General features: G+C 71.6%; 20 protein-coding genes and 2 pseudogenes. 11 read left to right on the top strand and 11 right to left on the bottom strand.

The window, feature by feature from the left end; genetic code table 11:
* Positions 1-384 precede the first annotated feature (384 nt).
* Positions 385-882 carry a cupin domain-containing protein gene (locus ABZS54_RS34000; RefSeq protein ID WP_355545033.1) on the bottom strand — a complete coding sequence of 166 codons (498 nt, stop codon included), beginning with the start codon at positions 880-882 and terminating at the stop codon, positions 385-387.
* Positions 883-1,032: 150 nt separating this feature from the next.
* Here ABZS54_RS34000 and ABZS54_RS33995 point away from each other — a divergent pair, with 150 nt between their 5' ends.
* Positions 1,033-1,656: a dihydrofolate reductase family protein gene (locus ABZS54_RS33995; RefSeq protein WP_355545030.1), complete on the top strand. Its 624-nt coding sequence runs from the start codon at positions 1,033-1,035 to the stop codon at positions 1,654-1,656.
* Between the two features lie 190 nt (positions 1,657-1,846).
* Here the strand turns inward: ABZS54_RS33995 and ABZS54_RS33990 are convergent, their stop codons facing one another.
* From ABZS54_RS33990 to ABZS54_RS33970, 5 genes and pseudogenes are all read right to left on the bottom strand, one after another.
* Positions 1,847-2,188, bottom strand: coding sequence for a VOC family protein (locus ABZS54_RS33990; protein ID WP_355545027.1), 342 nt, complete (start codon positions 2,186-2,188; stop codon positions 1,847-1,849).
* Positions 2,189-2,401: 213 nt separating this feature from the next.
* Positions 2,402-3,757 (bottom strand): glutaminase A, encoded by a 1,356-nt coding sequence (gene glsA, locus ABZS54_RS33985; protein WP_355545024.1) that lies wholly within the window; start codon positions 3,755-3,757, stop codon positions 2,402-2,404.
* A 334-nt stretch (positions 3,758-4,091) separates the two neighbouring features.
* A complete protein-coding gene (locus ABZS54_RS33980; RefSeq protein WP_355545036.1) occupies positions 4,092-4,964 on the bottom strand; it encodes a LysR family transcriptional regulator in 873 nt (290 codons plus the stop codon).
* A gap of 316 nt (positions 4,965-5,280) precedes the next feature.
* A complete protein-coding gene (helR, locus tag ABZS54_RS33975) occupies positions 5,281-7,434 on the bottom strand; it encodes an RNA polymerase recycling motor ATPase HelR (RefSeq protein WP_355545021.1) in 2,154 nt (717 codons plus the stop codon).
* 259 nt (positions 7,435-7,693) lie between these two features.
* A pseudogene (locus ABZS54_RS33970) lies at positions 7,694-8,261 on the bottom strand (glycosyltransferase); the annotation flags it as partial.
* A 394-nt stretch (positions 8,262-8,655) separates the two neighbouring features.
* Between ABZS54_RS33970 and ABZS54_RS33965 the strand changes: the two are divergent.
* Together ABZS54_RS33965 and ABZS54_RS33960 are read left to right on the top strand one after the other, a co-directional pair.
* On the top strand, positions 8,656-9,051 hold the full coding sequence (locus ABZS54_RS33965; protein ID WP_355545018.1) for a DUF3224 domain-containing protein: 396 nt from the start codon (positions 8,656-8,658) through the stop codon (positions 9,049-9,051).
* Positions 9,052-9,197: 146 nt separating this feature from the next.
* Positions 9,198-10,004, top strand: a complete 807-nt coding sequence (locus ABZS54_RS33960) for a sugar phosphate isomerase/epimerase family protein (protein WP_355545015.1) — start codon at positions 9,198-9,200, stop codon at positions 10,002-10,004.
* On the opposite strand, the pseudogene ABZS54_RS33955 reads toward ABZS54_RS33960, so the two are convergent.
* From ABZS54_RS33955 to ABZS54_RS33945, 3 genes and pseudogenes are all read right to left on the bottom strand, one after another.
* Positions 10,001-10,162, bottom strand: a pseudogene (locus tag ABZS54_RS33955) (LuxR C-terminal-related transcriptional regulator); the annotation flags it as partial. The gene ABZS54_RS33960 and the pseudogene ABZS54_RS33955 sit on opposite strands and share 4 nt — an antisense overlap.
* A gap of 97 nt (positions 10,163-10,259) precedes the next feature.
* Positions 10,260-11,123: a helix-turn-helix domain-containing protein gene (locus ABZS54_RS33950; RefSeq protein WP_355545012.1), complete on the bottom strand. Its 864-nt coding sequence runs from the start codon at positions 11,121-11,123 to the stop codon at positions 10,260-10,262.
* Positions 11,124-11,242: 119 nt separating this feature from the next.
* A complete protein-coding gene (locus ABZS54_RS33945; RefSeq protein ID WP_355545009.1) occupies positions 11,243-11,845 on the bottom strand; it encodes a CGNR zinc finger domain-containing protein in 603 nt (200 codons plus the stop codon).
* Positions 11,846-11,883: 38 nt separating this feature from the next.
* Between ABZS54_RS33945 and ABZS54_RS33940 the strand changes: the two genes are divergently transcribed.
* From ABZS54_RS33940 to ABZS54_RS33925, 4 genes are all read left to right on the top strand, one after another.
* The gene (locus tag ABZS54_RS33940) at positions 11,884-13,113 is read left to right on the top strand and encodes an MFS transporter (RefSeq protein WP_355545006.1); all 1,230 of its coding nucleotides are present in this window, start codon (positions 11,884-11,886) and stop codon (positions 13,111-13,113) included.
* Between the two features lie 104 nt (positions 13,114-13,217).
* Positions 13,218-13,622, top strand: coding sequence for a GntR family transcriptional regulator (locus ABZS54_RS33935; RefSeq protein ID WP_355545003.1), 405 nt, complete (start codon positions 13,218-13,220; stop codon positions 13,620-13,622).
* Complete coding sequence (locus tag ABZS54_RS33930) at positions 13,619-14,566, top strand: ABC transporter ATP-binding protein (RefSeq protein ID WP_355545000.1); 948 nt, start codon at positions 13,619-13,621, stop codon at positions 14,564-14,566. The genes ABZS54_RS33935 and ABZS54_RS33930 overlap by 4 nt, the downstream gene beginning before the upstream one ends.
* Complete coding sequence (locus tag ABZS54_RS33925; protein ID WP_355544997.1) at positions 14,563-15,516, top strand: ABC transporter permease subunit; 954 nt, start codon at positions 14,563-14,565, stop codon at positions 15,514-15,516. Before ABZS54_RS33930 ends, ABZS54_RS33925 begins: the two co-directional genes overlap by 4 nt.
* A 248-nt stretch (positions 15,517-15,764) precedes the next feature.
* Here ABZS54_RS33925 and ABZS54_RS33920 read toward each other — a convergent pair whose 3' ends face one another.
* Positions 15,765-16,835: a LacI family DNA-binding transcriptional regulator gene (locus ABZS54_RS33920; protein ID WP_355544994.1), complete on the bottom strand. Its 1,071-nt coding sequence runs from the start codon at positions 16,833-16,835 to the stop codon at positions 15,765-15,767.
* A 224-nt stretch (positions 16,836-17,059) separates the two neighbouring features.
* Between ABZS54_RS33920 and ABZS54_RS33915 the strand changes: the two genes are divergently transcribed.
* The 3 genes from ABZS54_RS33915 (at position 17,060) to ABZS54_RS33905 (ending at position 20,389) form a co-directional block, all read left to right on the top strand.
* The gene (locus ABZS54_RS33915) at positions 17,060-18,229 is read left to right on the top strand and encodes a Gfo/Idh/MocA family oxidoreductase (RefSeq protein WP_355544991.1); all 1,170 of its coding nucleotides are present in this window, start codon (positions 17,060-17,062) and stop codon (positions 18,227-18,229) included.
* Positions 18,226-19,398: a dihydrodipicolinate synthase family protein gene (locus tag ABZS54_RS33910; protein ID WP_355544988.1), complete on the top strand. Its 1,173-nt coding sequence runs from the start codon at positions 18,226-18,228 to the stop codon at positions 19,396-19,398. Before ABZS54_RS33915 ends, ABZS54_RS33910 begins: the two co-directional genes overlap by 4 nt.
* A gap of 103 nt (positions 19,399-19,501) precedes the next feature.
* Complete coding sequence (locus ABZS54_RS33905; protein WP_355544985.1) at positions 19,502-20,389, top strand: sugar phosphate isomerase/epimerase; 888 nt, start codon at positions 19,502-19,504, stop codon at positions 20,387-20,389.
* A 243-nt stretch (positions 20,390-20,632) separates the two neighbouring features.
* Here the strand turns inward: ABZS54_RS33905 and ABZS54_RS33900 are convergent, their stop codons facing one another.
* Positions 20,633-20,845 carry a hypothetical protein gene (locus tag ABZS54_RS33900; protein ID WP_355544982.1) on the bottom strand — a complete coding sequence of 71 codons (213 nt, stop codon included), beginning with the start codon at positions 20,843-20,845 and terminating at the stop codon, positions 20,633-20,635.
* Positions 20,846-21,006: 161 nt separating this feature from the next.
* On the opposite strand from ABZS54_RS33900, the gene ABZS54_RS33895 reads away from it, so the two are divergent.
* The coding region (locus ABZS54_RS33895; RefSeq protein ID WP_355544979.1) for a glycerate kinase at positions 21,007-22,049 on the top strand (1,043 nt) is incomplete at its 3' end.

Genomic DNA, 22,049 nt, shown 5'->3' with positions numbered 1-22,049 from the left:
GCTGTACGCGCTGGAGGGGCGCGCGTACGCCGCGCTGGGCGACGCGGATCGATGTCGGCGGGCACTGGGACTGGCCGAACAGGCGCTGGCGGACATGCGGCCACCGTCGCGCGCCACCCCGTGCTCGCGACGGCCGTCGGCGAGGCCGAGGGCGTGCCCGCTCTGGTGCCGGCCGTGCCCGCGCCGATGCGGCGCGCGACGGCCGACGACACCACGATCGAGGCGCTGATCCGGACCGAACTCGTGCGCCCGTTCGACCTGTCCACCGCGACAAAGTCGCCCAACAAGCAGCAACGCCGCCCCCGTGCCCCGGGCCGCCCCGACTCGTTGCCCCCCGCCTCCGCCCCCTCGCAAGCCGGCAGCAAGGTCGCCCGACAACACCCCCTACCCCCCGAGATCCACCCAGTGGTTGTCGTGGCGCAGGAAGAACTGCGCGCGTTCCTTGTCGGTGAGGTGTTCGAGTTCGGGGATACCCTCGAAATACACCTCGCGCGGCGCGCCGGGCGCGAACTGGAGCAGCATCGATGCCGGCTCGCCGGATTCGTTTCGGAACGCGTGCAGGCCGCCGACGGGCACGTACAGGAAGTCACCGGCCTTGGCATCGCGCCATGCGTTGCCGTCGAAGAGCCGGATCGTGCCGGACAGTACGAAGAACGACTCGGAGATGGTCCGGTGGAAGTGCGTGCCCGGGCCGCTGGGCACCGCGTGCATGTCCACCCGGTACAGCCCGAACTCGCCGTCCGTGGAGTCGGTCGTGGCCAGGTAGTGATAGCTCGCACCGGCCGTGGTCAGTTCGGGCGGATGCCCGGCCGGGCGGAAGCGGGCACTGACTTCGCCGTCCTCGCCGTGGTAGCGAGTCTCGGGGTAGGTCGGATACGACATGTCGTGGCTCCTCGTGACGTGTGTGAGGCGCGGCGTGTGTGGCTCGCCGTCGTGCTGGGCACTTCGGAAGAATCCTTCCCGCATCGATGAGTTTCCGGCCGGCCCGCAGTCGAAGCATGTGACGGTTCGGAAACCATGAAGGGCACGGCCATGAAGCTCGTTCTCACCACTTTTCTCACCCTCGACGGCGTCTACCAGGCTCCGGGTGGCCCGGAGGAGGACCCCAGCGGCGAATTCGAGCACGGCGGTTGGTCGGTGCCGTACGGCGACGAGGACTTCGGGCGGTTCATGACCGACGTCATCGGCCGGGCGGACGCCTTCCTGCTCGGGCGCCGGACGTACGAAATCTTCGCGTCGTACTGGCCGAAGGTGACCGACCCCGACAACCCGATCGCCACCCGGCTCAACGAGCTGCCCAAGTACGTTCCCACCGGAACGCTGACTTCGGCCGAGTGGGCGAACACCAAGCTGCTCGGCGGCGATCTCGGCAAGGAGGTCGCCGCGCTCAAGGAGCAGGACGGCCACGAACTCCAGATCCACGGCAGCGGAGCCTTGGCCGGCGCGCTGCTCCGACTCGGGCTGATCGACACGATGCACCTGCTGACGTTCCCGGTCGCCGTGGGCTCCGGCAAGCGACTGTTCGTCCCCGGTGTACAGCCGACCGCCTTCACCCTCACCGAGTCGCGCACCAGTGGGACCGGAGTGGTCCTCAACTCCTACGAACGGCTCGGGGCACCCACGTACGGAACGTACGAACTGTCCGAGAACGCGTAACGCGTGGCCGGCGGGTATCGGGGCCGCTCGGGCGGGGTCCGAGTCGCTGCCATGCGTCTCGGTGACCCGGGCCGCGTCTCCGACGTGCGGCGAGGCCGACACCTTCGGGTGCCGGCCTCGCCGGTCGTGCCGCGCTCCGGGGCGCGTCGTGGAGCCGTGGCTTGCGGCCCGGGCCCCGCTCGGGACCGAATCAGCCCTGGATCAAGCCGATGGGGTTGTCGTCGGCGTCCTTCAGAACGGCGGTCAGCTTGCCGCCACCGACGTCCTTGACCTCCTGTACGGACTCCGCGCCGCCCTCGACCAGGGACTTGTAGGTCGCGGCGATGTCCTCGACGTGCCAGTAGGCGATCGGGCCCGCGGCCCACTTGGCGTGACCGTTGGGGTCCAGGCCGATGTCCTGGCCGGCGACCCGGTAGCCGACGTAGTAGACCTCGTCCATCAGCGGCTCCACCCCCAGGATCCGGGTGTACAACTCCTTGGCCTTGGCGAGATCGCGGACGGGATAGATCACCGTCTTGATACCTGCGGTCATGATGGGCTCCTCTGGCTTCCGGACTCGGGTTCCGGACTCGCGTTCCGGATCGGGTCTGCGATGGCGTCGTGCGGGGTCCGTTTCCGGTCCGACGACGATGTGGCCCCCGCCGACCCGGGAATGTGACCGGTTGCCGGCAGAAGTTTTTCGCGGCCGACCCGCAGGCCTGCGGCCTGCGGCGATGGATGGGCCGGCCGCCGTACTCGGACCGGGTCACTCGGACGACCGCGCCACCGCCAGCAGCCGGTCCTCACACCAGGCGACGGCCTCCGCACAGCTGCGGAATGGGGTCCACGGCCCCGGGTCGGCGATCGGGTCCAGCAGCGGTTCCCGGGCCGCGATGGCGAGCTCGTGACGGGCGGTGGCGAGATCGGCCAGAGCGGCGCCGAGCATGGCGGCGGGGCCGACCGCGATCCGGGTGACCCGGTCCAGGTCCAGGACGATCCAGCCGGGTGCGTCCGGCACGAACTCGCGGAGCGCGTGCAGCAGGTGCTCCGTCTCGGTGAATTCCAACATCCCCTGGGCCCGGATGACCACGATGCGGTGTCCCTCGCGGTCGAGGACCGCGCGCTGCCCCGGGGTGCGGGCCCGGTAGGAGGGGTGGTCGAGCGCGGTGGTGACATCGGTGACGGTCGCGGTGTGCCGGCCCGGCTGGTGCATCAGGTGCAGGGCGAAGCGTTGGGAGAGTTCGGTGAGCGCGATCACGCCGCGCACCGGGTTGCCCGCGCGATCCAGGGGCGGGCTGTGTACGGCGATGCCGAAGCGCGCGGGGCTGCACGCGATCAGGCCGCCGGACACCCCGCTCTTGGCGGGCAGGCCCACCCGCAGCAGCCATTCGCCGGCGGTGTCGTACATCCCGCACGTGGCCATCACCGCGAGCGCCCGTACCGCCACCGGCTCGGCGATCACCCGGTCGCCGGTGACCGGGTTGACGCCGCCGTTGGCCAGCGTCGCGGCCATCACCGCCAGGTCGCCGACGCGGACCCGGATGGAGCACTGGCGAAAGTAGGTGCGTACGGTCTCGTCCACGTCGCCGGACAACGATCCCGCGCCGCGCATCAGGTAGGCCAGGGCCCGGTTGCGGTCGCCGGTGTCGACCTCGGAGCGGTACACGTCCTCGTCGACGTCCAGGGATCGACCCGCGAACGCGGACAGGCACGCCCGGATGCGCTCGAAGCGGTCCTGCGGGTCCGCCGCCGGGACCAGCGAGGTGGTCACGATGGCGCCGGCGTTGACCATCGGGTTCGCCGGGCGGCCGGTGCCCGGTTCGAGGCTGATCGCGTTGAACGCCTCGCCGCTGGGCTCCGCGCCGACCCGGCGGCTCACCTCGGCGGGGCCGAGCTCGGACAGCGCGAGCGCGTACACGAAGGGCTTGGACACGGACTGGATGGTGAACGGCCCGTCGGTGTCGCCCGCGCTGTAGCAGTGGCCGGACATGCTCACCAGGGCCAGCCCGAACGTCCGAGCGTCGGCCGAGGCCAACTGCGGAATGTAGTCCGCGACTTCGCCGTCGGCAACGGCGCCGAGCCGATCGTGGATCTCGACCAGGGAGGCGGTCACCGGGTCCATGACGCCACCCCGCCCGCGAACCGAAGCACGTTCCGTCGTCGCCGCACCATCGCACTCCCGTCCACCGACCCCGGTTCCCGCAACGAAGGGTGACCGCCGACTTCCGAACGTAAACGCCCGCGGTCGCTCTCCCGCCCTCGGGAGGCCGGGGCGGGGCCATCGACAAGCCGGCGGTCGGCGGTCGGTACACCCGACATCGGCGCGAACGGGAAGGCCGATGTCGCGGCCGAGCGGGCGGGGCACTGCGCCGGGACACGGTGGCTGCGGGGCAGTGCGTGCGGCGGCTCGGCGATCGGCGTGAGCCCGGCGAAGCCGGACGGCGGTGGGTGTCGGGTCAGGACCCCGTGCGCATTCCGGCGATCGGGAGGACCGGTGCGGTGGTGCCCGGTGCGGGGGTGCCCGGTGTGGGGGCGGCGGCTGCATAGAGGACTTCGCGGAGGCCGGGGAGGGATTCCCGGTCGGGGCGCCAGACCAGACGCAGGGTCAGATCGGGGGCGTCCAGGGCGAGTCGGATCAACTTGCCGGAAGCGAGTTGGTCGGCGACCGCGAAGATCGGCAACAGAGCTACGCCCAGGCCCTGTTCGGTCCACGCCCGGATGACCGCGACGCCGCCGACCCGGACCTGTTCCACCTCCGCGCCCAGGAGTCGATCGCCGGCCAGGCGGAACGAGCAGGCCGCCACGTTGACCAGGAGCCGGTGACCGCGCAGATCGTCGCCGGTGATCCGGGAGCGGCCCTCGAGCGGGTGGCCCGGCGCGGCGACCAGGGCCAGCCCGATCGGCTCCAGGTCGACGAACGCCAGTGCGGTCGAGGGCGGTTCGAAGCCCAGTTCGCCGAGCCAGGTGCCGGTGTCCAGGACCAGCGTCGCATCGAGACGGCCGGCGACCACGGCAGCCAGCAGATCGTCGTGCGTACCGTCCGAACTGACCTGGACCCGCAGGTCGGGTCGGCGCGCGCCGAGCCGGGCCAGCACCGAGGGCACGTGCGTCGCGGCGATGCTCTCCAGCGCACCCAGCCGCAGCGGCGGCGCGGCCTCGGCGACCTCTCGGCGGGCCTGTTCGGCCTGGTCGAGCAGACGGAGGGCCCAGTCGCGCATCCGCTCGCCCGCCGGGGTGAGCGTCATGCCCCTGGGACCTCGGTCGAACAAGGCGACGCCGACCGACTTCTCCAGCACCCGGATCTGTTCGGAGACCGAGGAGGGTGCGATGCCCAGCGCGTTGGCGGCGGCGGTGACGGTCCCGGTGCGGGTGACCCGCCGCCGGCGGCCTCCTCAACGCCGTCCGCCAGATCGGCGCGACGGTCGGCGTCGCCGCGATGGGCGCCTTCGTCAGCATCAACGGCGCAGCCGACTCCCACGACCTGGCCTGGGCCCTGCTCCTGCCGGCCGTACTGTGCGCGGCGACGACCCTCGCGGTGCGCCGACACCGCTGACCCAACCGTCCGGCACCGGAACGGCACCCGCACCCGGACCGGCACCCGCGCCCGGAACGGCACCGACCCGGCCGGGAGCGGGGCCGGCCGCCTCAGGAACTCGTGAGGATGACGAGTTGTCGGGTCGCTCGGGTCATCGCGACGTAACGGTCGACCGCCCCTTCGATGCCCGTACCGAACGCCTCCGGGTCGATGAGGACGACCAGGTCGAACTCCAGCCCCTTCGACAACTCCGGGGTCAGCGACCGCACGCGGGACGTCGACCGGAAGGCGGGGTCGCCGATGACGCAGGCGATCCCCTCGGCATGGGTGGTGAGCCAGGTGTCGAGGATCGAGTTCAGCTCCGAGACGAATCCGTGGACGACGGGAACGCCGCTGCTGCGGATGGAGGTCGGCACGTTGGCGTCCGGGAGCACGGCTCGGATGACCGGCTCGGCCCGCGTCATGATTTCCTCCGGCGTCCGGTAGTTGATGCTCAGGGAGGCCAGGTTGATCCGGTCGAGTCCGAGCCGTTCGAGCCGTTCCTGCCACGACTCGGTGAACCCGCGCCGGGCCTGGGCACGGTCCCCGACGATGGTGAAGCTCCGGGAGGGGCACCGGAGCAGCAACATCTGCCATTCCGCGTCGGTCAGTTCCTGGGCCTCGTCCACGACGATGTGCGCGAACGGACCTGCGAGCAGGTCCGGTTCGATGCCGGGCCGGGCGGACTCGTCGACCAGGGAGGCCCGGAAGTCCTCGCCGCGCAGCATCGTCACCACGCCCTCACCGTCGTCGTCGGCCTCCAGCAGGGCGTCGACGACGTACGCCATTTGCTCGCGCTCCGCGGCTACGGCGGCCTTTCGTCGGCGCTTGCGGCGCGCCGCCTCCGGGTCGCCGAGCCGCAGGCGAGCCGCGTCCAGGAGCGGCAGGTCGGACATCGTCCAGGCTTGGGCGTTCCCGCGCTGCAACTTCCGCACGTCGTCGGGGCCGAGCCAGGGAGCGCACATCCGCAGGTAGGCGGGTACCGTCCACAGGTCTCCGACGATGTCGGTCGCCTCAAGCAGCGGCCAGGCGCGGTTGAAGGCCGTGAGCAGTTCCCCGTTCTGCGTCAGGGACCTGCGCAGCAGGTCGGCCGAGACCTCGTCGTCGTCGTGCTTGTCCACCAGGATCGTGAGCAGTTCCTCCCAGATCGGCTCGCGTGCCTCGTTGTGCGCGGTACCGGGTTCCGCCGCCTCGAACGCCTCGGCCCAATCGCCGGCGGTCAGCCGGATGTCGGACCAGTGGGTCGTGATCGTCATCCCCTTGGTGGGCGGCTCCTCGTAGAACCGGACGGCCTTCTCGATCGCCCCCACCAGGTCCGCGGACGACTTCAGGAGAGCGACCTCCGGGTCGGACTCGATCCCTGCCGCGGCCCCCTCGGCGACGAGGTCCCGCAGGGTGCAGGTCTGCACACCCTCCTCGCCCAGACTGGGGAGTACGTCGGCGACATAGTTCAGGTAGGGCTGGTGCGGGCCGACGAACAGCACACCGCCCCGGCGGTGACCCAGGCGCGGGTCGGAGTAGAGGAGGTAGGCGGAGCGGTGCAGGGCGACGACGGTCTTCCCCGTGCCCGGACCGCCGTCGACGACGAGAGCGCCGCGGGATCCGGCGCGGATGATGGCGTCCTGGTCGGCCTGGATGGTGCCGAGCACGTCGCGCATCCGGGGCGAGCGGTTGCCGCCCAGGCCGGCGATGAAGGCGGACTGGTCGTCGAGCGCGGCATGCCCGACGAACCCGTCCGTGGTGAACACCTCGTCCCAGTAGTCGCTGATCCGACCGCGGGTCCAGCGATACCTGCGGCGGCTTGCCAGGCCCATCGGGTTGCCGTGGGTGGCTCCGAAGAACGGCTCGGCCGCGGGAGTGCGCCAGTCGACCAACAGCCGGCGCCCCGCGCTGTCGGTGAGGCCGAGTCGACCGACGTACACGGGCTCGGGGTTGTCCGCGCCGACGATGTGTCCCAGGCACAGGTCCATACCGAAGCGACGCAACGCACGCAGGCGAGTGGTCAGCCGATGGATCTCGATGTCCCGGTCCATCGCCTGCCGACCCTTGCCGCCGGGCGCCTTGCGCTCGGCGTCGAGGCGGTCGGACAGGTCGGCGATCGACTGCTCCAGGCACTCCGCGATGGCCGCGAAGTGCCGCTCGTCACCGGCGATCAGCGTCGGGTCGGCCTTGGCGGAGAGGCGGTCGGGAAGGTCGAACGCGCTGTTGGTGGTCAGGGAGTTCACGGCATCGGCTCCGATCTGGGGTCGCGGTGCGACCGTGGCGCGTGGCAGGGGGTTTCGGACTGTCCTGACGAACCCGGTGCGGGGGCGGGCGACGCTTCGCCCGACGTGGCCTCGTGGGTCGTCGTCGGTTCCGGTCGCCGGGGTGTGGGTTCTCGTGTTCCTGGTTCCGGGTCGACGATCTCGCGTGGGTCACACGGCCCCGGCGGCCGGTCCCGGCTGACCGCGTCGAGCAGCAGCCGCGCGGCCACCCCCGCACCGGTGCGTGCGCGGCCATGCTGCCGAAGCCCACGTACACCGGCGGTGCACCGGCGTCCGGGAAGGTCTCCAACTCTCTTGGCAGTGGGCGGATGTCGGGCAGGATCCACGCCCCGGTCTGTACGAGGTCGAGGTCCGTCATGCCCTGTGACGGACACGATGTCGCGTCTGTCGCCGACCACAGCCGGTCGGTCACGTAGGGATGCGCGGTCTCTCGGCCACGTCCCGGGCGCCGGCCCTCATCAGGTCGAATGCCGGCAGCGCGTCACATCCCTCGGCCGCCGCGGTGAGCGTGTCGATCCGCGCGGCGACCGGTTCGGGAGCGAGCCGGAACGCGTCTTCCGCCGTCGGTGGCCTCGTGCCGGCGACCACCGAGCGAACCGTCGGGCCGAGCGGCACCAGCGGCACCAGCGGCACGCCGGAACGCCGGAACGCGCCAACAGCGCCACGAACTCCTCGTCCGGCGGCGCGCACACCCGCACCTGCGCGCCCGGGTCGCGCAGGCTCACCGCCGGTTGCGCCGGCGGTTCGACATCTCCGCGCGATCCCCACGTCATCAACAACACTCGCACTTCGCGACTCCCAGTTCCGCGGGTTTCGACGTTCGGCCGCCGATTCTGCGGGACAACCGGGGTCTTGCCGCAAGCCCCCCGACGCGCTATAAGTTGTATATGGCGGGGAGAGTTCCCTCGCCTTTTTTCGTCCCCGCTCGACGGGCGACTTCCTCGCGCAGCGGCGTCGCGCCGCACCCGGCCATGGCGTCGTCGGTCGGGAGATTCCCCCATGAGCCCACGGATGTCGCGGCGGGACTCCCGTACTTCGACGGTGGACGTGCACGACCGTGGACGTTCCCGCTCGACAGCGGGCGTTCACAACGGCGGGCGATCACGCTTCCACGGCGGGCGTTGTCGCAGGCGTGTGCAAGGCTGCGGCGTGACACGGTAGGCAACGACTGAGGGTGGCACAATGACTACGACGGCTCGCGGGTCCTTCGAACTCACCTCGTTCGAACCGGAGACGGTCGACGAGGCCCCGGGCGCCGCACTCGGCCGGGTGCGGATGACCAAGACCTTCGCCGGCGACCTGGTGGGCACCAGCACGGTGCACATGCTCTCGGTGAACGACCTCGAAGGCAACCCCGCGGCCTACGTGGCCGTGGAACGCTTCACCGGCGAATTGGCAGGCCGCAAGGGCTCCTTCGTCGTGCAGCACAGCGCACCCGGGAGCGACGGCGAGCAGTTGGCCATCCGGGTGGTCGCCGGCACCGGGTCGGACGAACTGGCCGGCATCGGCGGCACGCTCGACATCGTCCGAGCCGAGGACGGCGGCCACACCTACGTCCTGAACTACACGTTGGGCTGAGCCGGGAGCGGCGCGGCGGCGTCCGCTTGACCGGCGATCCGACGGCGATCTAACCTCGCGTACGGAAAGCGCTTACCAGTCGCCGTTCGGCCAGGCCCGGCCGAACCGATCGGTGGTGCGGCGCCGGGCGAGGGAGTCGAGGACACGTGAGCACACCCGAGCGTGCGAAACGATGGGCGTTCAGCACGCTCGGCGCGCCCGGCCGACCCCTGCACGAACACCTCGCCCGGGCCCTGCGGCACGGCTGCACGGGTCTCGAACTGCGGGTACACCAGGACGAATTCGTCCACCTGGACCTACCCGTCGGCGAACGCCGCTCCATCCGTGCCCGGATCGCCGACGCCGACCTCGCCGTACCGTGCCTGGCCGGCTACGCCGGCATCTGCGCGCCCACGCCCGACCCGGTCGTGCTGTCCATGATCAGCCGGCTCCTCGAGTTGGCCCACGACCTGGGCGCACCGGCCGTGCGGATCTTTCCGGGCGGCACCGGCGAGGGCGACGCCGAACGCGCCGGACACAGACTTGCGGTACTGCTTCCGGAAGCCACCGCGCGCGGCGTCACCATGCTCGTCGAGACCCACGACTCGCACCCCACGGGCGCGGCGGTCGCGTCCCTTGTCCGACCGTTCGCGGGCGCGGTCGGGGTGATCTGGGACGCGTTGCACCCGTGGCGGCACGGCGAGCAGCCCGCCGACACGGCGGAGGCCCTCGCCGGGCTGCTGCGCTACGTCCAGATCAAGGACGCCGCCTCCGCCGCCGACACCACGCCGGTCCCGCTGGGCACCGGGTCCGTACCGCTGACCGCCATCGGAACCACCCTGCGCGAACACGAGTGGCGGGGTTGGGTGTCGTTGGAGTGGGAGAAGGCCTGGTATCCGGACGTGGCCCCGCTCGACGACGTGCTGCCCGCGGCAGCCGAATGGGTGAACCGCTTCGGCTCGGCGGCCGGTTAGCGAACTCGCCCGGCGAGTACTCGGCGACGCTGGGCGTCGTCGGGCAGCAGGCCGAGCTTGGCGAAGATGTTGCCGATGTGCTTCTCCACCGCGCTGGCGGAGACCACCAGTTGCCGGGTGATGGCCGCGTTGGAGCAGCCCTCGGCCATGAGCGCCAGGGACCGGAGCCCCGCGCACGACCGGCTCGCCACGCCGACCGGCACCCGCATGCGCCGAGCACCCGGCACCGGCCGGGCGGCAGCAGCTCCGCGGCGGCTACTCGGAGGAGCCCGGCGGGGCGTCCGCCGCCGCGAGGCGGGCCAGTTCGCGCAGGATCCGACGGCCCGCCTCGTCCGGCTCCGCCGGCTGATGGACGACGATCCGCCGGCCGCTCTCCATCCGCAACACCTCGAACACGAGGGTGATCTCGCCGAGTTGCGGATGCCGGTAGACCTCTCGGTCGCCTTCCCGACGCCGGACGTCGTAGCGCTGCCAGCGGTCCGCGAACTCCGGGCTCTCCGAGGCGAGTTCCTCCACCAGCGCGGTAAGTCCACGATCCCCGGGGTCGGCCGCCACCAGCGTGCGCAGCTGCGCGGTGCTGCCGGACGCGGCCCCCTCCCAGTCGACGAACAGGGCACGCGCGGCCGGGTGCAGGAACAGGTACCGCACCATGTTGCGCCGCTCGGGCGGCCACCGGGCCAGTCCCGGGAACAATACGAAGGCCTCGGGGTTGGCGGCCAGGACATCGCCGGTCCGGGTGAGCAGACAGGCGGGCCAGGGCCGAACACGCGCCAACAGGGCGAGGACCCCCGGCCGCACCTCCCGATCCGCGGGCTCGCCCCCGGCCGGCACCCGCTCGTCCGCGTGGTTGGCCAGCACGTACAGGTGGGCGTGCTCCTCCTCATTCAACCGCAGCGCCGCCGCGAGAGCGTCCAGGACTGCGCCGCCGGGTTTGTTCTCCCGGCCCTGCTCCAGGCGCGTGTAGTACTGGATGCTCAACCCCGCGAGCGCGGCCAACTCCTCCCGGCGCAGCCCCTGGGTACGGCGCAGGCCGATGCCCGCGGGCAGCCCGACGTCGCCGGGCTGGAGGCGCGCACGGCGGGCTTGCAGGAACTCTCCGAGCGGATGTGGTGACGTCACTCCTCGATTGTCACAAAAACGGACGGCCGCGTGGTCGGCACGAAGGGCCGCGGCCGCCGCGGCCGCTACATCCGGCCCTGTCCGGCGGATCTTGCCGGGGCCGCGCCGACCGGGAGGGCCTAGGCCCGGCCTCGCCGATGCGCCGCCACCCGCTCGCGGGTGGCGCAGCGGCGGGAGCAGTAGCGGCGGGGTGGGCCGCTGCCTTCGTTGGTGAAGACGTGGTGACAGGTGCCGGACGCGCAAACGCCGCCGGGCGGCCGTTGGCGATCCCACACCAGGATGGTCAGGGCCAGGCAGGACGAGGCGAGGAACCACTCGCCCCACGGGGCGTCGTCGTCGCTGTCCAGATGCGGGTGCCAGGGGCTGCGCCCCTCGTGCGACGTGAGCCGGAGGGCGCCTCGGCCGCGGCGCAGCAGGCGGTTCAGCGCGGATGCGGCGACGTCGACGTCCTCGGCAGCGAAGACGGCGCGCAGCAGTACGGCGGCGGCGTGCAGGTCGGTGACGTCGGCCGGGGTCAGGTCGACCGGATCGGGCTCGCCATGGGCCCGCAACAGATCCGCGAGGTCCGCCGGCGACGGCGCCGCCGTCGGGGCTTGGTCCGTCGCCGGTTCGTTCCCGGTCAGGGCGTTGACCAGGGCCACCGTCCGGCGAGCGACGGCCTGGACCGAGTGGCGGGTGGATCGATCGTCGTTCGTGTGGGACACACGTCGAATGTAACGCATCTGGTGGATGTTTGAGTTACCTGCGTAACGTTTCTACCATGACAAAGCGTTACGGAATATGGTCGTACGCCGTAGGGGCGGCGGCCGCGCGCACAGGCGACGAGATGTCGGGGCCGGCGCTGCTCCTGGCCGGATTCGCGGTCACCGGGTCGGCTGCCGACGGGTCGGCGCTGCTCGCGGCCGTCACCGGGTCCGCGGCGCTCGGCGGCCCGGTGTTCGGTGTGCTGCTGGACCGTGCGGCGCGGCCCGGCCGGCTGCTCACCGGGGCGTTGGCCGGATATGCGGCGGCGCTCGGGGTGATCGTGCTGTGCCTGGGCCCGGTCCCGCTCCCGGTCACCGTCCTGATCGCGGCGGGGGCCGGCCTGGCGGCTCCGGCCCTGACCGGTGGCTGGACCGCGCAACTGCCGCGCGTGGTACCGGCCGCGCGCCTGCCCCGCGCCACCGCGGTCGATGCGATGACCTTCAACGCGGCCGGCCTGACCGGACCGGTCCTGGCCGGCATCGTGGCCGGCGTGGCCGGCGCCGGCGCCGCGGTGATCGCCTCGATCGTGCTGATCTGCCTCGCGCTGCCTGCGGCCTGGAGGCTGCCCCCACCCCGAGACCATCCTCGGCGGGCGACGCCGCCCACGTCGATCGGCACCGACCTGGCCGCCGGATTCCGGGCCGTCCTCCGCACCCCGGCACTGGCCCGGGCCACGGCCTCCTCGATGTTGTCCTGTGTGGGTCAGGGCATCCTGCTCGCCTACAGCCCGCTGCTGGGCGAACATGCCTTCGGCTCCGCCGCGCACGGCACAATCCTGCTTTCGGTGGTGGCCGCCTCGGCCCTGACCACCAACGCGCTCCTCGCCCGCCGCCCGCGCGCCCTCCGGCCGGACACCGTCATGTGGTGCAGCGCCCTGATCCTGGCCGCCGCGTTCCTGCTCGCGTCGACCGGCCGACCGATCCCGCTGATCACCGCGATGGTACTCGCGGGCATCGGTGAAGGCCCCCAACTGACCGCCCTGTTCGCGATCCGCCACCGCGAGGCTCCGGACCGGCTCCGCAGTCGGATCTTCACCACCGGCGCAAGCCTGAAGATCACCGCCTTCGCCCTCGGCGCGGCCCTCACCGGCCCGCTGAGCATCCACGCGGACCCGATACCCCTGTACGCGGCGACCACCGTCGAAGTCCTCGCAGCCCTCGCGTTCGTGCGCCGCGCAACCGTCGACCCAACCCACAACCCACACCACGACGACGCCACCACCGGGCCGACCGGTCGCGGGTGGTAACCGCAGACCGCTCGGGTGTCTCGATCGTCTCGACCGACACTCCCGGGTGACCAAGCGTTGACTCCGCTTCTCCATCCACCTACTTTTACTATCATCATAGTGAAATGAGGAACGAGATGTTGAAGCTGCGTCTGGACAGCGCGGCGGGCGTGCCGCCCTATCTGCAGATCGTGCAGCAGGTCCGACAGGCGCTCCTCCTGGGCTACATCCGCGTCGGTGACCGGCTGCCGACCGTCAAGGAAGCGGTCGCCGAACTGGCGATCAACCCGAACACGGTGGTCAAGGCATACCGGCAACTGGAGCACGAGGGCCTGGTCTCCGCCCGGCCCGGCCAAGGCACGTTCATCGTCGGCGACCTGACGCCGGTGCCGCCCGGCGTGCATGCGGCGTTGCGGCGGTCGTTGGCGCGGTGGGTGCGCGACGCGTACGCGGCGGGATTGGACGACGACATGGTCACCGCGATGTTCGCGACCATTCGTACCGAGGTCCGGAACGAGGGGGTCGCGTGAGCGGCTCCCTGTCGATCGAGCCGAAGCTCGGTGGCGACGCACCGGCCCTGGAGACCGAGCGGTTGGGCAAGCGTTACGGAAAGGTCCGTGCGTTGCAGGACTGTTGGTTGTCGCTGCCGGCAGGTGCGGTGATCGCGTCGGTGGGACCCAACGGCGCGGGCAAGAGCACGTTGTTGCAATTGATCACCGCGCTCCTGGAGCCGACCGAGGGCGTGGTTCGAGTGTTCGACGCGCCCGTGCGGGCGGGCACCGCGGCGGGGCTGGAACAGGTGGCGTTCGTCGCCCAGGATCACCCGCTGTACCGGGGCTTCACTCTCGCCGACCACCTCGAGATGGGCCGCAGGTTGAACCGCCGATGGGACCGGGCGCTCGCCGAACGGCGCTTCGCCGAACTGGACTTACCCCTCCGCCGCCGCGCGAAGGACCTCTCCGGCGGCCAGCAGGCTCAGGTCGCCCTCGCCCTCGCGCTGGCCAAACGCGCGCCGCTGCTGGTCCTTGACGAACCACTGGCGAGCCTGGACCCGTTGGCCCGCCGCGAGTTCATGAGCACCGTAATGACGGCGGTCGCCGAAGACGGCCTCACCGTCCTGATGTCCTCCCACGTCGTCACCGAACTGGAACGCGTCAGCGACTGGCTCGTGGTGCTGTCCCACGGCCGGGTCCGCCTCTCCGGCCCGGTCGACGACCTGGTCTCCTCGCACCGCGTGCTCACCGGACCACGCACCGAACTCGCCGCATCCGTACCCGGGGTGGTGCGCCACGAATACGCCGACCGACACAGCACGCTGCTCGTGCGCACGACCGGCGAACGCCCGGAGTTCCACCCGGCCTGGCAATCCCGATCGATCGGCCTTGAGGACCTGGTGCTGGCCTACCTGGAACTGCCGGATCCTGCTTCGCAGCCTCCCGCGCAGCCTTCTCCGACCGAAACGAGCCCCCGATGATCTGGCTGACGTGGCGTCAACACCGCATACAGGCGCTGAGCGCCATCGGCTTGTTGATCCTGGCGGGCGTGTTCCTCGGCCTGCACGGCCAGTCCCTCCACGACGAGTACCGGCAACACGTGGCCGGCTGCCTGTCCAGGAGCGACACCTCACCCGCCTGCGAGATGACCATCCGATCGTACTTCGACAGGGTCGCCCGGGCGGAGCGGCTGATCACCTGGGTGAATGTGATCCCGGGCCTGATCGGCGCAATCGTCGGAGCCACACTGCTGGCCCCCGAATACGAGAACGGGACCTGGCGTCTGGCCTGGACGCAGGGCGTCACCCGTACTCGCTGGCTGGTCACCAAGTCGGCCCTGCTGGTGGCCGCGACGCTGGTCTTCACCGGCGCGATGGCGTGGCTGTTCACCTGGTACCGCGAACCCATGGACAAGATGGTCGTCGACGGCCGCTTCGCCGCCCAGGCCTTCGATACCGAGGGCCTGTCGTTCCCGGCGTACACGCTCTTCGCCCTGTCCCTGGGCGCCCTCGCCGGCCTGCTCATCCGTCGCACGGTCACCGCGATCGTGGTCACGGTCGCGGTCTTCCTCGCGGTCCGCCTCCCGGCCGAGAGCTACCTGAGGCCGCACTACCAAAGCCCGGTGACCCGTACCGGATCGCCCACCGCGTCCCTGACGGACAAGCACCACCACTGGGTCCTGTCCAACGGCTGGCTGGACGCCACGGGCCGCCACCTCTCCCACGACGAATACCGCAGCATCGCCAACGCCTACCCGGACCGCAACGGCTTCGCCGAATACCTGCAATCCCACGGCTTGCGCTGGTGGGAGACCTACCACCCGGCAACCCGCTTCTGGCAATTCCAACTCACCGAAGCAGCCCTGTACACGGCCCTGTCCGCAATCCTCCTCGCCGCAACCACCCTCCGCCTACGCCGCCGAGCCCTCTGACTCCGCCTCCCGACCCCGCCGAACGCCCCATCCCGGCAGCACCCGGGCGCATCGATCGTCCGAAGCGGTGGCGCGGCATCGCGACCCGCTGCGATGAGGCTGCTACCGCGTGGCGCTGCCGATCGCTGCCATCCTCAACCGGTCGGCACGATGATCCCAAGGAAACACCCAAGGTGGGCCGAGCCCAGCCGGGCCCTCCTCGCCCCGCCGGGACTGGGCGGCTCACCAAACCCCGCCGCGCCCCGCCCCTATCGCGGCGCCGTCGTCGTGCTGCTGCGGACGACGAGTTCCGTGTCGAGGTCGAGCGTCCGGGGCTCGACGGTGGGCCCGGTGAGGATCATGTCCATCGCGCGGGCGCCGATGTCGGCCAGGGGTAGCCGGACGGTGGTCAACGGCGGATTCAGGTCGGCGGCGAAGGGGAGGTCGTCGAAGCCGACCACCGAGATCTGTTCGGGCACGCGCAGCCCCAGGTCGTCGCGAAGCGCGGCCAGGACGCCGGCCGCCATCAGGTCGTTCAGGACGACTATCGCGGTCAGTTCGGGCGCGCGGGCCAGGAGCGTGCGGGCGGCGGCCCGGGCGTGTTCCCGGGTGAAGCCGCCGTCGATCATCTGTGTCGGCAACAACCCCAACCCCAGGGACCGTAGTTGCCAGCGTGCGCCGTCCAGGCGATCGCGCACCGTGGTCAGCGTGCGCGGTCCGGAGACGATGCCGAAGCTGCGATGGCCGAGGTCGTACAGGTGTCGCACGGCAAGCGCGGCGCCGGCCCGGTTGGCGGGGCGGACCGTGTCCGAGGCGATCCCGTGTGCGCCGACGGCGACCACGTGACCGCCGTCGGCGCGATAGGCGTCGACCTCCGCGGCCAGGCGTCGGGTGAACTCGCGATCGGCGAAACCGCTGCCGGCCAGCACCACGGCGCGGGCGCGTTGGGCGCGCAACCGACCCAGGTAGTCCAGTTCGAGTTCCGGGTCGCGGAAGGTGGCGGCAAGCATGACGAGCAGGCCGTGTTCACGGGCGACACCCATCGCGCCGGCGGCGATGGCGGCGAAGTACGGGTCGGCCACGTCGTGCACGACGACGCCGACCACCGTGGTCGTCGACCGGGCCAGGGCCTGGGCGGGCGCGTTGGAGACGTAGCGCAGTTCGCGGGCGGCATCCAGGACGCGGCGGCGCAGTTCCTCCCCCACGATCCGGGTGCCGCTGCTGCCGTGCAGAGCGCGGGAGGCGGTGGCCGAGGACACGCCGGCACGCTCGGCCACCTGCTGGAGGGTGACCGGGCCCGCCGGGCGGGTCACGGGCGTGTCGGGTGTCGGATTCGGCATGGGCACACAGTAGCGAGTGGAAAGCGCATACCCAACTTGTCACAGTGGGTACGGCTTCCCGAGCCCCTCGATGTCCCTGTTCTCTTGACCTCATCGTCGTGTCGCCTTAACTTACGGGAAAGCGCTTTCCGTTCTGGAAGTAAGCCCTGGACAAACCCAGGGACACCACATGGCGCGCCCGACCGGCCCACCGCTTCCGTCCCGTCCGTTTCTGAGAGGCCCCCATGACCACCCACACCCTCGGCGTCGTGATGAACGGCGTCACCGGCCGGATGGGCTACCGCCAGCATCTGGTCCGTTCGATCCTGGCCATTCGCGACCAGGGCGGCGTCGCGCTCGCCGACGGGTCCCGGGTCCGGCTGGAACCGGTCCTGGTCGGCCGGGATGCGGAGAAATTGCGCGCGATCGCCGACCGGCACGGCATCAGCGCGTGGACCACGGACCTGGACGGCGCGCTGGCCGACCCGGCCAACTCGATCTACTTCGACGCGCAGGTGACCACGGCGCGCGAGCAGGCGATCCATGCGGCGATCGCGGCGGGCAAGCACGTGTACACCGAGAAGCCGACCGCCGAGACGCTCACCGGCGCCCTCGACCTGGCCCGGGCCGCCGACGCCGCGGGCGTCAAGCACGGCGTGGTGCAGGACAAGCTGTTCCTGCCCGGCCTGCTCAAGCTGCGGCGACTGATCGAAGGCGGCTTCTTCGGCCGAATCCTCTCGGTACGCGGCGAGTTCGGCTACTGGGTGTTCGAGGGCGACTGGCAGCCCGCCCAGCGCCCGAGCTGGAACTACCGTGCCCAGGACGGCGGCGGCATCGTCGTGGACATGTTCTGCCACTGGTCCTACGTGCTGGAGAACCTGTTCGGCCGGGTCGAGGCGGTGACGGCGAAGGCGGTCACGCACATACCCACCCGGTGGGACGAGCGCGGGCGTGAGTACCCGGCGACCGCCGACGACGCCGCGTACGGCATCTTCGAGCTCGCGGGCGGGATCGTCGCACAGATCAACTCCTCCTGGGCCGTGCGGGTCAACCGGGACGAACTGGTGGAGTTCCAGGTGGACGGCACCGAGGGCAGCGCGGTCGCGGGATTGCGCCGTTGCCGGGTCCAGCACCGCTCGGCGACGCCGACTCCGGTGTGGAATCCCGACCTTCCGGTCACCGAGTCGTTCCGGGACCAGTGGCAGGAAGTGCCGGACAACGCCGGTGACACCGGCTTCGACAACGGGTTCAAGGTGCAGTGGGAGGACTTCGTGCGGCACGTGGTGGCCGACGAGCCGTTCGCCTTCGACTTCCTCGCCGGGGCACGCGGCGTGCAGCTGGCCGAGTGCGGGCTGCGATCGTCGGCCGAGGGCCGTCGGGTGGAGCTTCCCGCACTGGATGGGAAGTCCGCGTGACCGCCCGCCTGTTGCTGCCCAGCGCGGGCGGCGCACTGGAACCGTACGAGCCCACCGGGGTCTACCTCGGCGCGGCCCCCGGCGGGCCGGCTTTCCGCGCCCGCACCGCGTACGCCGCCGCGCACGTCGTGGCCGACCCGCTCGCCGACAACACACCGGGCCGGCCGGCCGTGCCGGACTGGGATGCCACCCTCGCCTTCCGGCACCACCTGTGGTCGCACGGTTTCGCGGTCGCGGACGCGATGGACACAGCACAGCGGAACATGGGCCTGAACTGGGCGGCCACCGCGGAACTGATCCGGCGCAGCGCCGCCGAGGCCGCCACGGTCGGCGATCCGTACACGCTGATCGCGTGCGGCGCGGGCACCGACCACGCCGACCCGGACCTGACGATCGACCAGGTAATCGCGGCCTACACGGAACAGGTCGCGGTGGTCGAGGAATCGGGCGCCAAGGTGGTGCTGATGGCGAGCCGTCAGCTGGCCGCGGCCGCGCGTGGCGCCGAGGACTATCGCCGGGTGTACGGCGCGCTGCTGCGGCAGGTGCGGCGTCCCGTCGTATTGCACTGGCTGGGCGAGGTGTTCGACCCGGCGCTGGCCGGCTATTGGGGGTCGGCCGACGTGGAGGCGGCGACCGAGGTCTTCCTGGAGGTGGTGCGCGAGCACGCGGATCGTGTGGACGGGGTCAAGGTCTCGCTGCTCGATCGCGATCACGAGATCCGATTGCGTGCCGAACTCCCTTCGGGTGTACGGCTCTACACCGGGGACGACTTCCACTACCCGGAGCTGATCCGAGGCGACGACCGGCACTTCAGCCACGCGCTGCTGGGTATCTTCGACGCGATCGCCCCGGTGGCGGCGGGCGCGCTGCGCGCCCTGGACGCGGGCGACGCGGTCGGATACGACGCCCTCCTCGCGCCGACGGTCCCGCTGTCACGGCATCTGTTCGCCGCCCCCACGTACCATTACAAGACCGGCATCGTCTTCTTGGCCTGGCTCACCGGTCATCAGCCCGCCTTCACCATGATCGCCGGCGCCCAATCGGCCCGCTCGCTCCCGCACTTGGCACAGGCGTACCGCCTCGCGGACGCGGCCGGACTGCTCCCGGACGCCGACCTGGCGGCCGAGCGCATGCGGGCGCTGCTCGCGGTGGCGGGGGTGCGCGCGTGAGGCCGACGAGCACGATCGGCGCCGGGCGGCCGGTGTTCGTCCGCACCGGCGGCGGCGAGATGGGCACGACGACAAAAATCGGCACGGGTAGGGGAGCGCCGGCATGAGCACGCTGGATGTACCGAGCGGAAACCCCGCCGCCACGGCCACGCCGGAGGCCGGCGACCCGCGTCTGGCCCGGCTCTCGCTGAACCAGTGGACGACGCGCGCCTGGTCGTTGCGCGAGGCGGTGCAAGGTTGCGTACGGGCGGGGCTGCCCGCGATCGGGTTGTGGCGGGACAAGGTCGCCGACGCTGGGCAGACGGAGGCGGCGAAGCTGGTGCGCGACGCCGGCTTGCGGGTGTCGTCGCTGTGCCGGGGCGGGTTCCTGACGGCGCGTGCGCCGGGCGCGTGGGCCGAGGCGATCGAGGACAACCGCCGTGCGATCGAGGAGGCCGCGGCGTTGGAGGCGGCGTGCCTGGTGCTGGTCGTGGGCGGGCTGCCCGCCGGGGACCGGGATCTGCCGGGCGCACGGGAGCGGGTGGCCGAGGCGCTGGACGAACTCGCCCCATACGCAGGTGCGCACGGTGTGCGACTCGCATTGGAGCCGCTGCACCCGATGTACTGCGCCGACCGCGCGGTGCTGTCCACCCTCGACCAGGCGCTCGACCTGGCCGAGCCGCATCCGGTCGGGCAAGTGGGCGTCGTGGTCGATGCGTTTCATGTGTGGTGGGACCCGAACCTGTTCGCGGCGATCGCCCGGGCGGGCGAGCGGATCGCCTCGTACCAGGTCTGCGACTGGGTGCTGCCGCTGCCGGCCGACAACCTGCTCGCCCGGGGCATGATGGGCGACGGCGCGATCGACTTCCGGGCGATGACGGCGGCGGTCGAGGCGGCCGGCTATGCCGGCGACATCGAGGTGGAGATCTTCAACGCGGACGTCTGGGCCGCGGACGGCGACGCGGTGGTGGCCACCATGAAGCGCCGCTTCGTAACGGAGGTCCGCACCTGACGACCGTCGCGAGTCCCCTGCGGTGAGCACGGTCGGCCCACCGAGGCGACCGGTCGACCGCTCGACCAGTCGCCTCGGTGGGCCGGCCCTGCGCATCCGCCGGGACCACCACCCGGTCGGCATCGACGTCGAACCCGAGTACCGCATACCCATGGCTGCCTTCCGCGTCCGTGTACATCGGCGTGCCCCGGTGGCGCCCGAGCGTGCGCAGGAACACGCAGAACGCGTCCGGGCGTTCCTGCCCTACAACTCGCGGAGGTCGGCGAAGCTGATCTCGGTGTCCGCGTAGAAGCGGAAGATCGCCTCGGCATCCGCGAACGGTCGCACCCGCATCTGTGCCGACTCGGCGTCGTGCGCACGCTCGGTCGAACACGGCCTGCCCGTGCTCGACCGACGTGTCGGGACACGCAGGTCCGGCAGCGCGCCCATCAGCGCGGGGCCGAAGGGGTCGTGCACGTCGCTCCACACAGGTCGGGCGTCGCGCCACCGTGCATCATCGGCCCTATCGTTGGCGCACCATATGCGTCGCGACCGTTCGGGCCCGCCCGGCGGCCCCGCCTGTCGCCCCGTCCCCCCGATCGCTGTAGTGGCCGGTAACCAAGAAGGTGGAATCCGTCATGCGGATCGTGATTGCTCCCGACGCGTTCAAGGGCACCGTTGCCGCCGATGCGGCCGCGGTTGCCGTGGCCGAGGGCTGGCTGCGGGTGCGACCGAGTGACGAAGTGCTGCGGCTACCGCTGGCCGACGGTGGTGAGGGGACACTCGATGCCGTGGCGCGGGCCGTCTCCGGCGCCGTGCGGGTGCCGGTGCTCGGCGCGCCCGGTCCGGACGGGCGGCCCGTCGACACCGCCTGGTTGCGCCTGCCGGACGGTACAGGCGTCGTCGAGTTGGCCGCCGTGTCGGGATTGCCGCTGATGGGCGCGCCCGACCCGATGGGGGCACACACCGCCGGACTCGGTGTGGTCGTCGGCGCGGCGCTGCGGGCGGGTGTGTCGGCCCTGGTGGTCGCGGTGGGCGGCTCGGCCTCGACGGACGGCGGAGCGGGTGCGCTGGCCGCTCTCGGCGCCTGCTTCCGTGACCTCGACGGCACCGAACTTCCGTACGGCGGGCGCGCCTTGGCCGCTCTCACGGCAATCGAGACGACCGGCCTGGCGACACCGCCGCCCGGCGGCGTACAGATCCTTACCGACGTCATCAACCCGCTGCTGGGCCCGAACGGTGCGGCGGCCGTGTTCGGCCCACAAAAGGGCGCCTCCCCCGACGACGTCGCCGCCTTGGACGCGGGCCTCGCGCGCCTGGCCGCCCTGCTCGGCGGCAACCCGGCCGCGCCCGGCGCCGGTGCCGCCGGCGGCACGGCGTACGGATTCGCCGCCGCGTGGAACGCTTGGATCGTCCCCGGTGCCATCCGCGTGGCCGAACTCGCCGGCCTGCCCGACGCCCTCGTCGGCGCCGACCTCGTGATCACCGGCGAGGGCCGTTTCGACGCCACCTCCACGCGCGGGAAAGTGGTCGGCACGGTCCTCGACCTCGCCCACCACGGCGCCGGCGTCCCGGTGGCCCTGGTCGCCGGCTCCGTGGCCGCGCCGCTGCCACCCGGTGTCGTCGCCGCCACAAAAGATCGGAAGACAACACGACTTAAATCCATTCACATCAAAACAGA

Source organism: Embleya sp. NPDC005575 (genome assembly GCF_040605455.1).
GTDB lineage: Bacteria > Actinomycetota > Actinomycetes > Streptomycetales > Streptomycetaceae > Embleya.
Note: the sequence above shows the minus strand (reverse complement) of the source record. Positions and strands in the feature narration are given on the sequence as shown.

Excerpts from the sequence above, each read along its gene's own strand:
- ABZS54_RS33940 (WP_355545006.1), top strand. The coding sequence starts at position 11,884 with ATGACAAAGCGTTACGGAATATGGTCGTACGCCGTAGGGGCGGCGGCC.
- ABZS54_RS33965 (WP_355545018.1), top strand. The coding sequence starts at position 8,656 with ATGACTACGACGGCTCGCGGGTCCTTCGAACTCACCTCGTTCGAACCG.
- ABZS54_RS33935 (WP_355545003.1), top strand. The coding sequence starts at position 13,218 with ATGAGGAACGAGATGTTGAAGCTGCGTCTGGACAGCGCGGCGGGCGTG.
- ABZS54_RS33990 (WP_355545027.1), bottom strand. The coding sequence starts at position 2,188 with ATGACCGCAGGTATCAAGACGGTGATCTATCCCGTCCGCGATCTCGCC.
- ABZS54_RS34000 (WP_355545033.1), bottom strand. The coding sequence starts at position 882 with ATGTCGTATCCGACCTACCCCGAGACTCGCTACCACGGCGAGGACGGC.
- ABZS54_RS33915 (WP_355544991.1), top strand. The coding sequence starts at position 17,060 with ATGACCACCCACACCCTCGGCGTCGTGATGAACGGCGTCACCGGCCGG.
- ABZS54_RS33995 (WP_355545030.1), top strand. The coding sequence starts at position 1,033 with ATGAAGCTCGTTCTCACCACTTTTCTCACCCTCGACGGCGTCTACCAG.
- glsA (WP_355545024.1), bottom strand. The coding sequence starts at position 3,757 with ATGGACCCGGTGACCGCCTCCCTGGTCGAGATCCACGATCGGCTCGGC.
- ABZS54_RS33925 (WP_355544997.1), top strand. The coding sequence starts at position 14,563 with ATGATCTGGCTGACGTGGCGTCAACACCGCATACAGGCGCTGAGCGCC.
- ABZS54_RS33905 (WP_355544985.1), top strand. The coding sequence starts at position 19,502 with ATGAGCACGCTGGATGTACCGAGCGGAAACCCCGCCGCCACGGCCACG.
- ABZS54_RS33920 (WP_355544994.1), bottom strand. The coding sequence starts at position 16,835 with ATGCCGAATCCGACACCCGACACGCCCGTGACCCGCCCGGCGGGCCCG.
- ABZS54_RS33945 (WP_355545009.1), bottom strand. The coding sequence starts at position 11,845 with ATGCGTTACATTCGACGTGTGTCCCACACGAACGACGATCGATCCACC.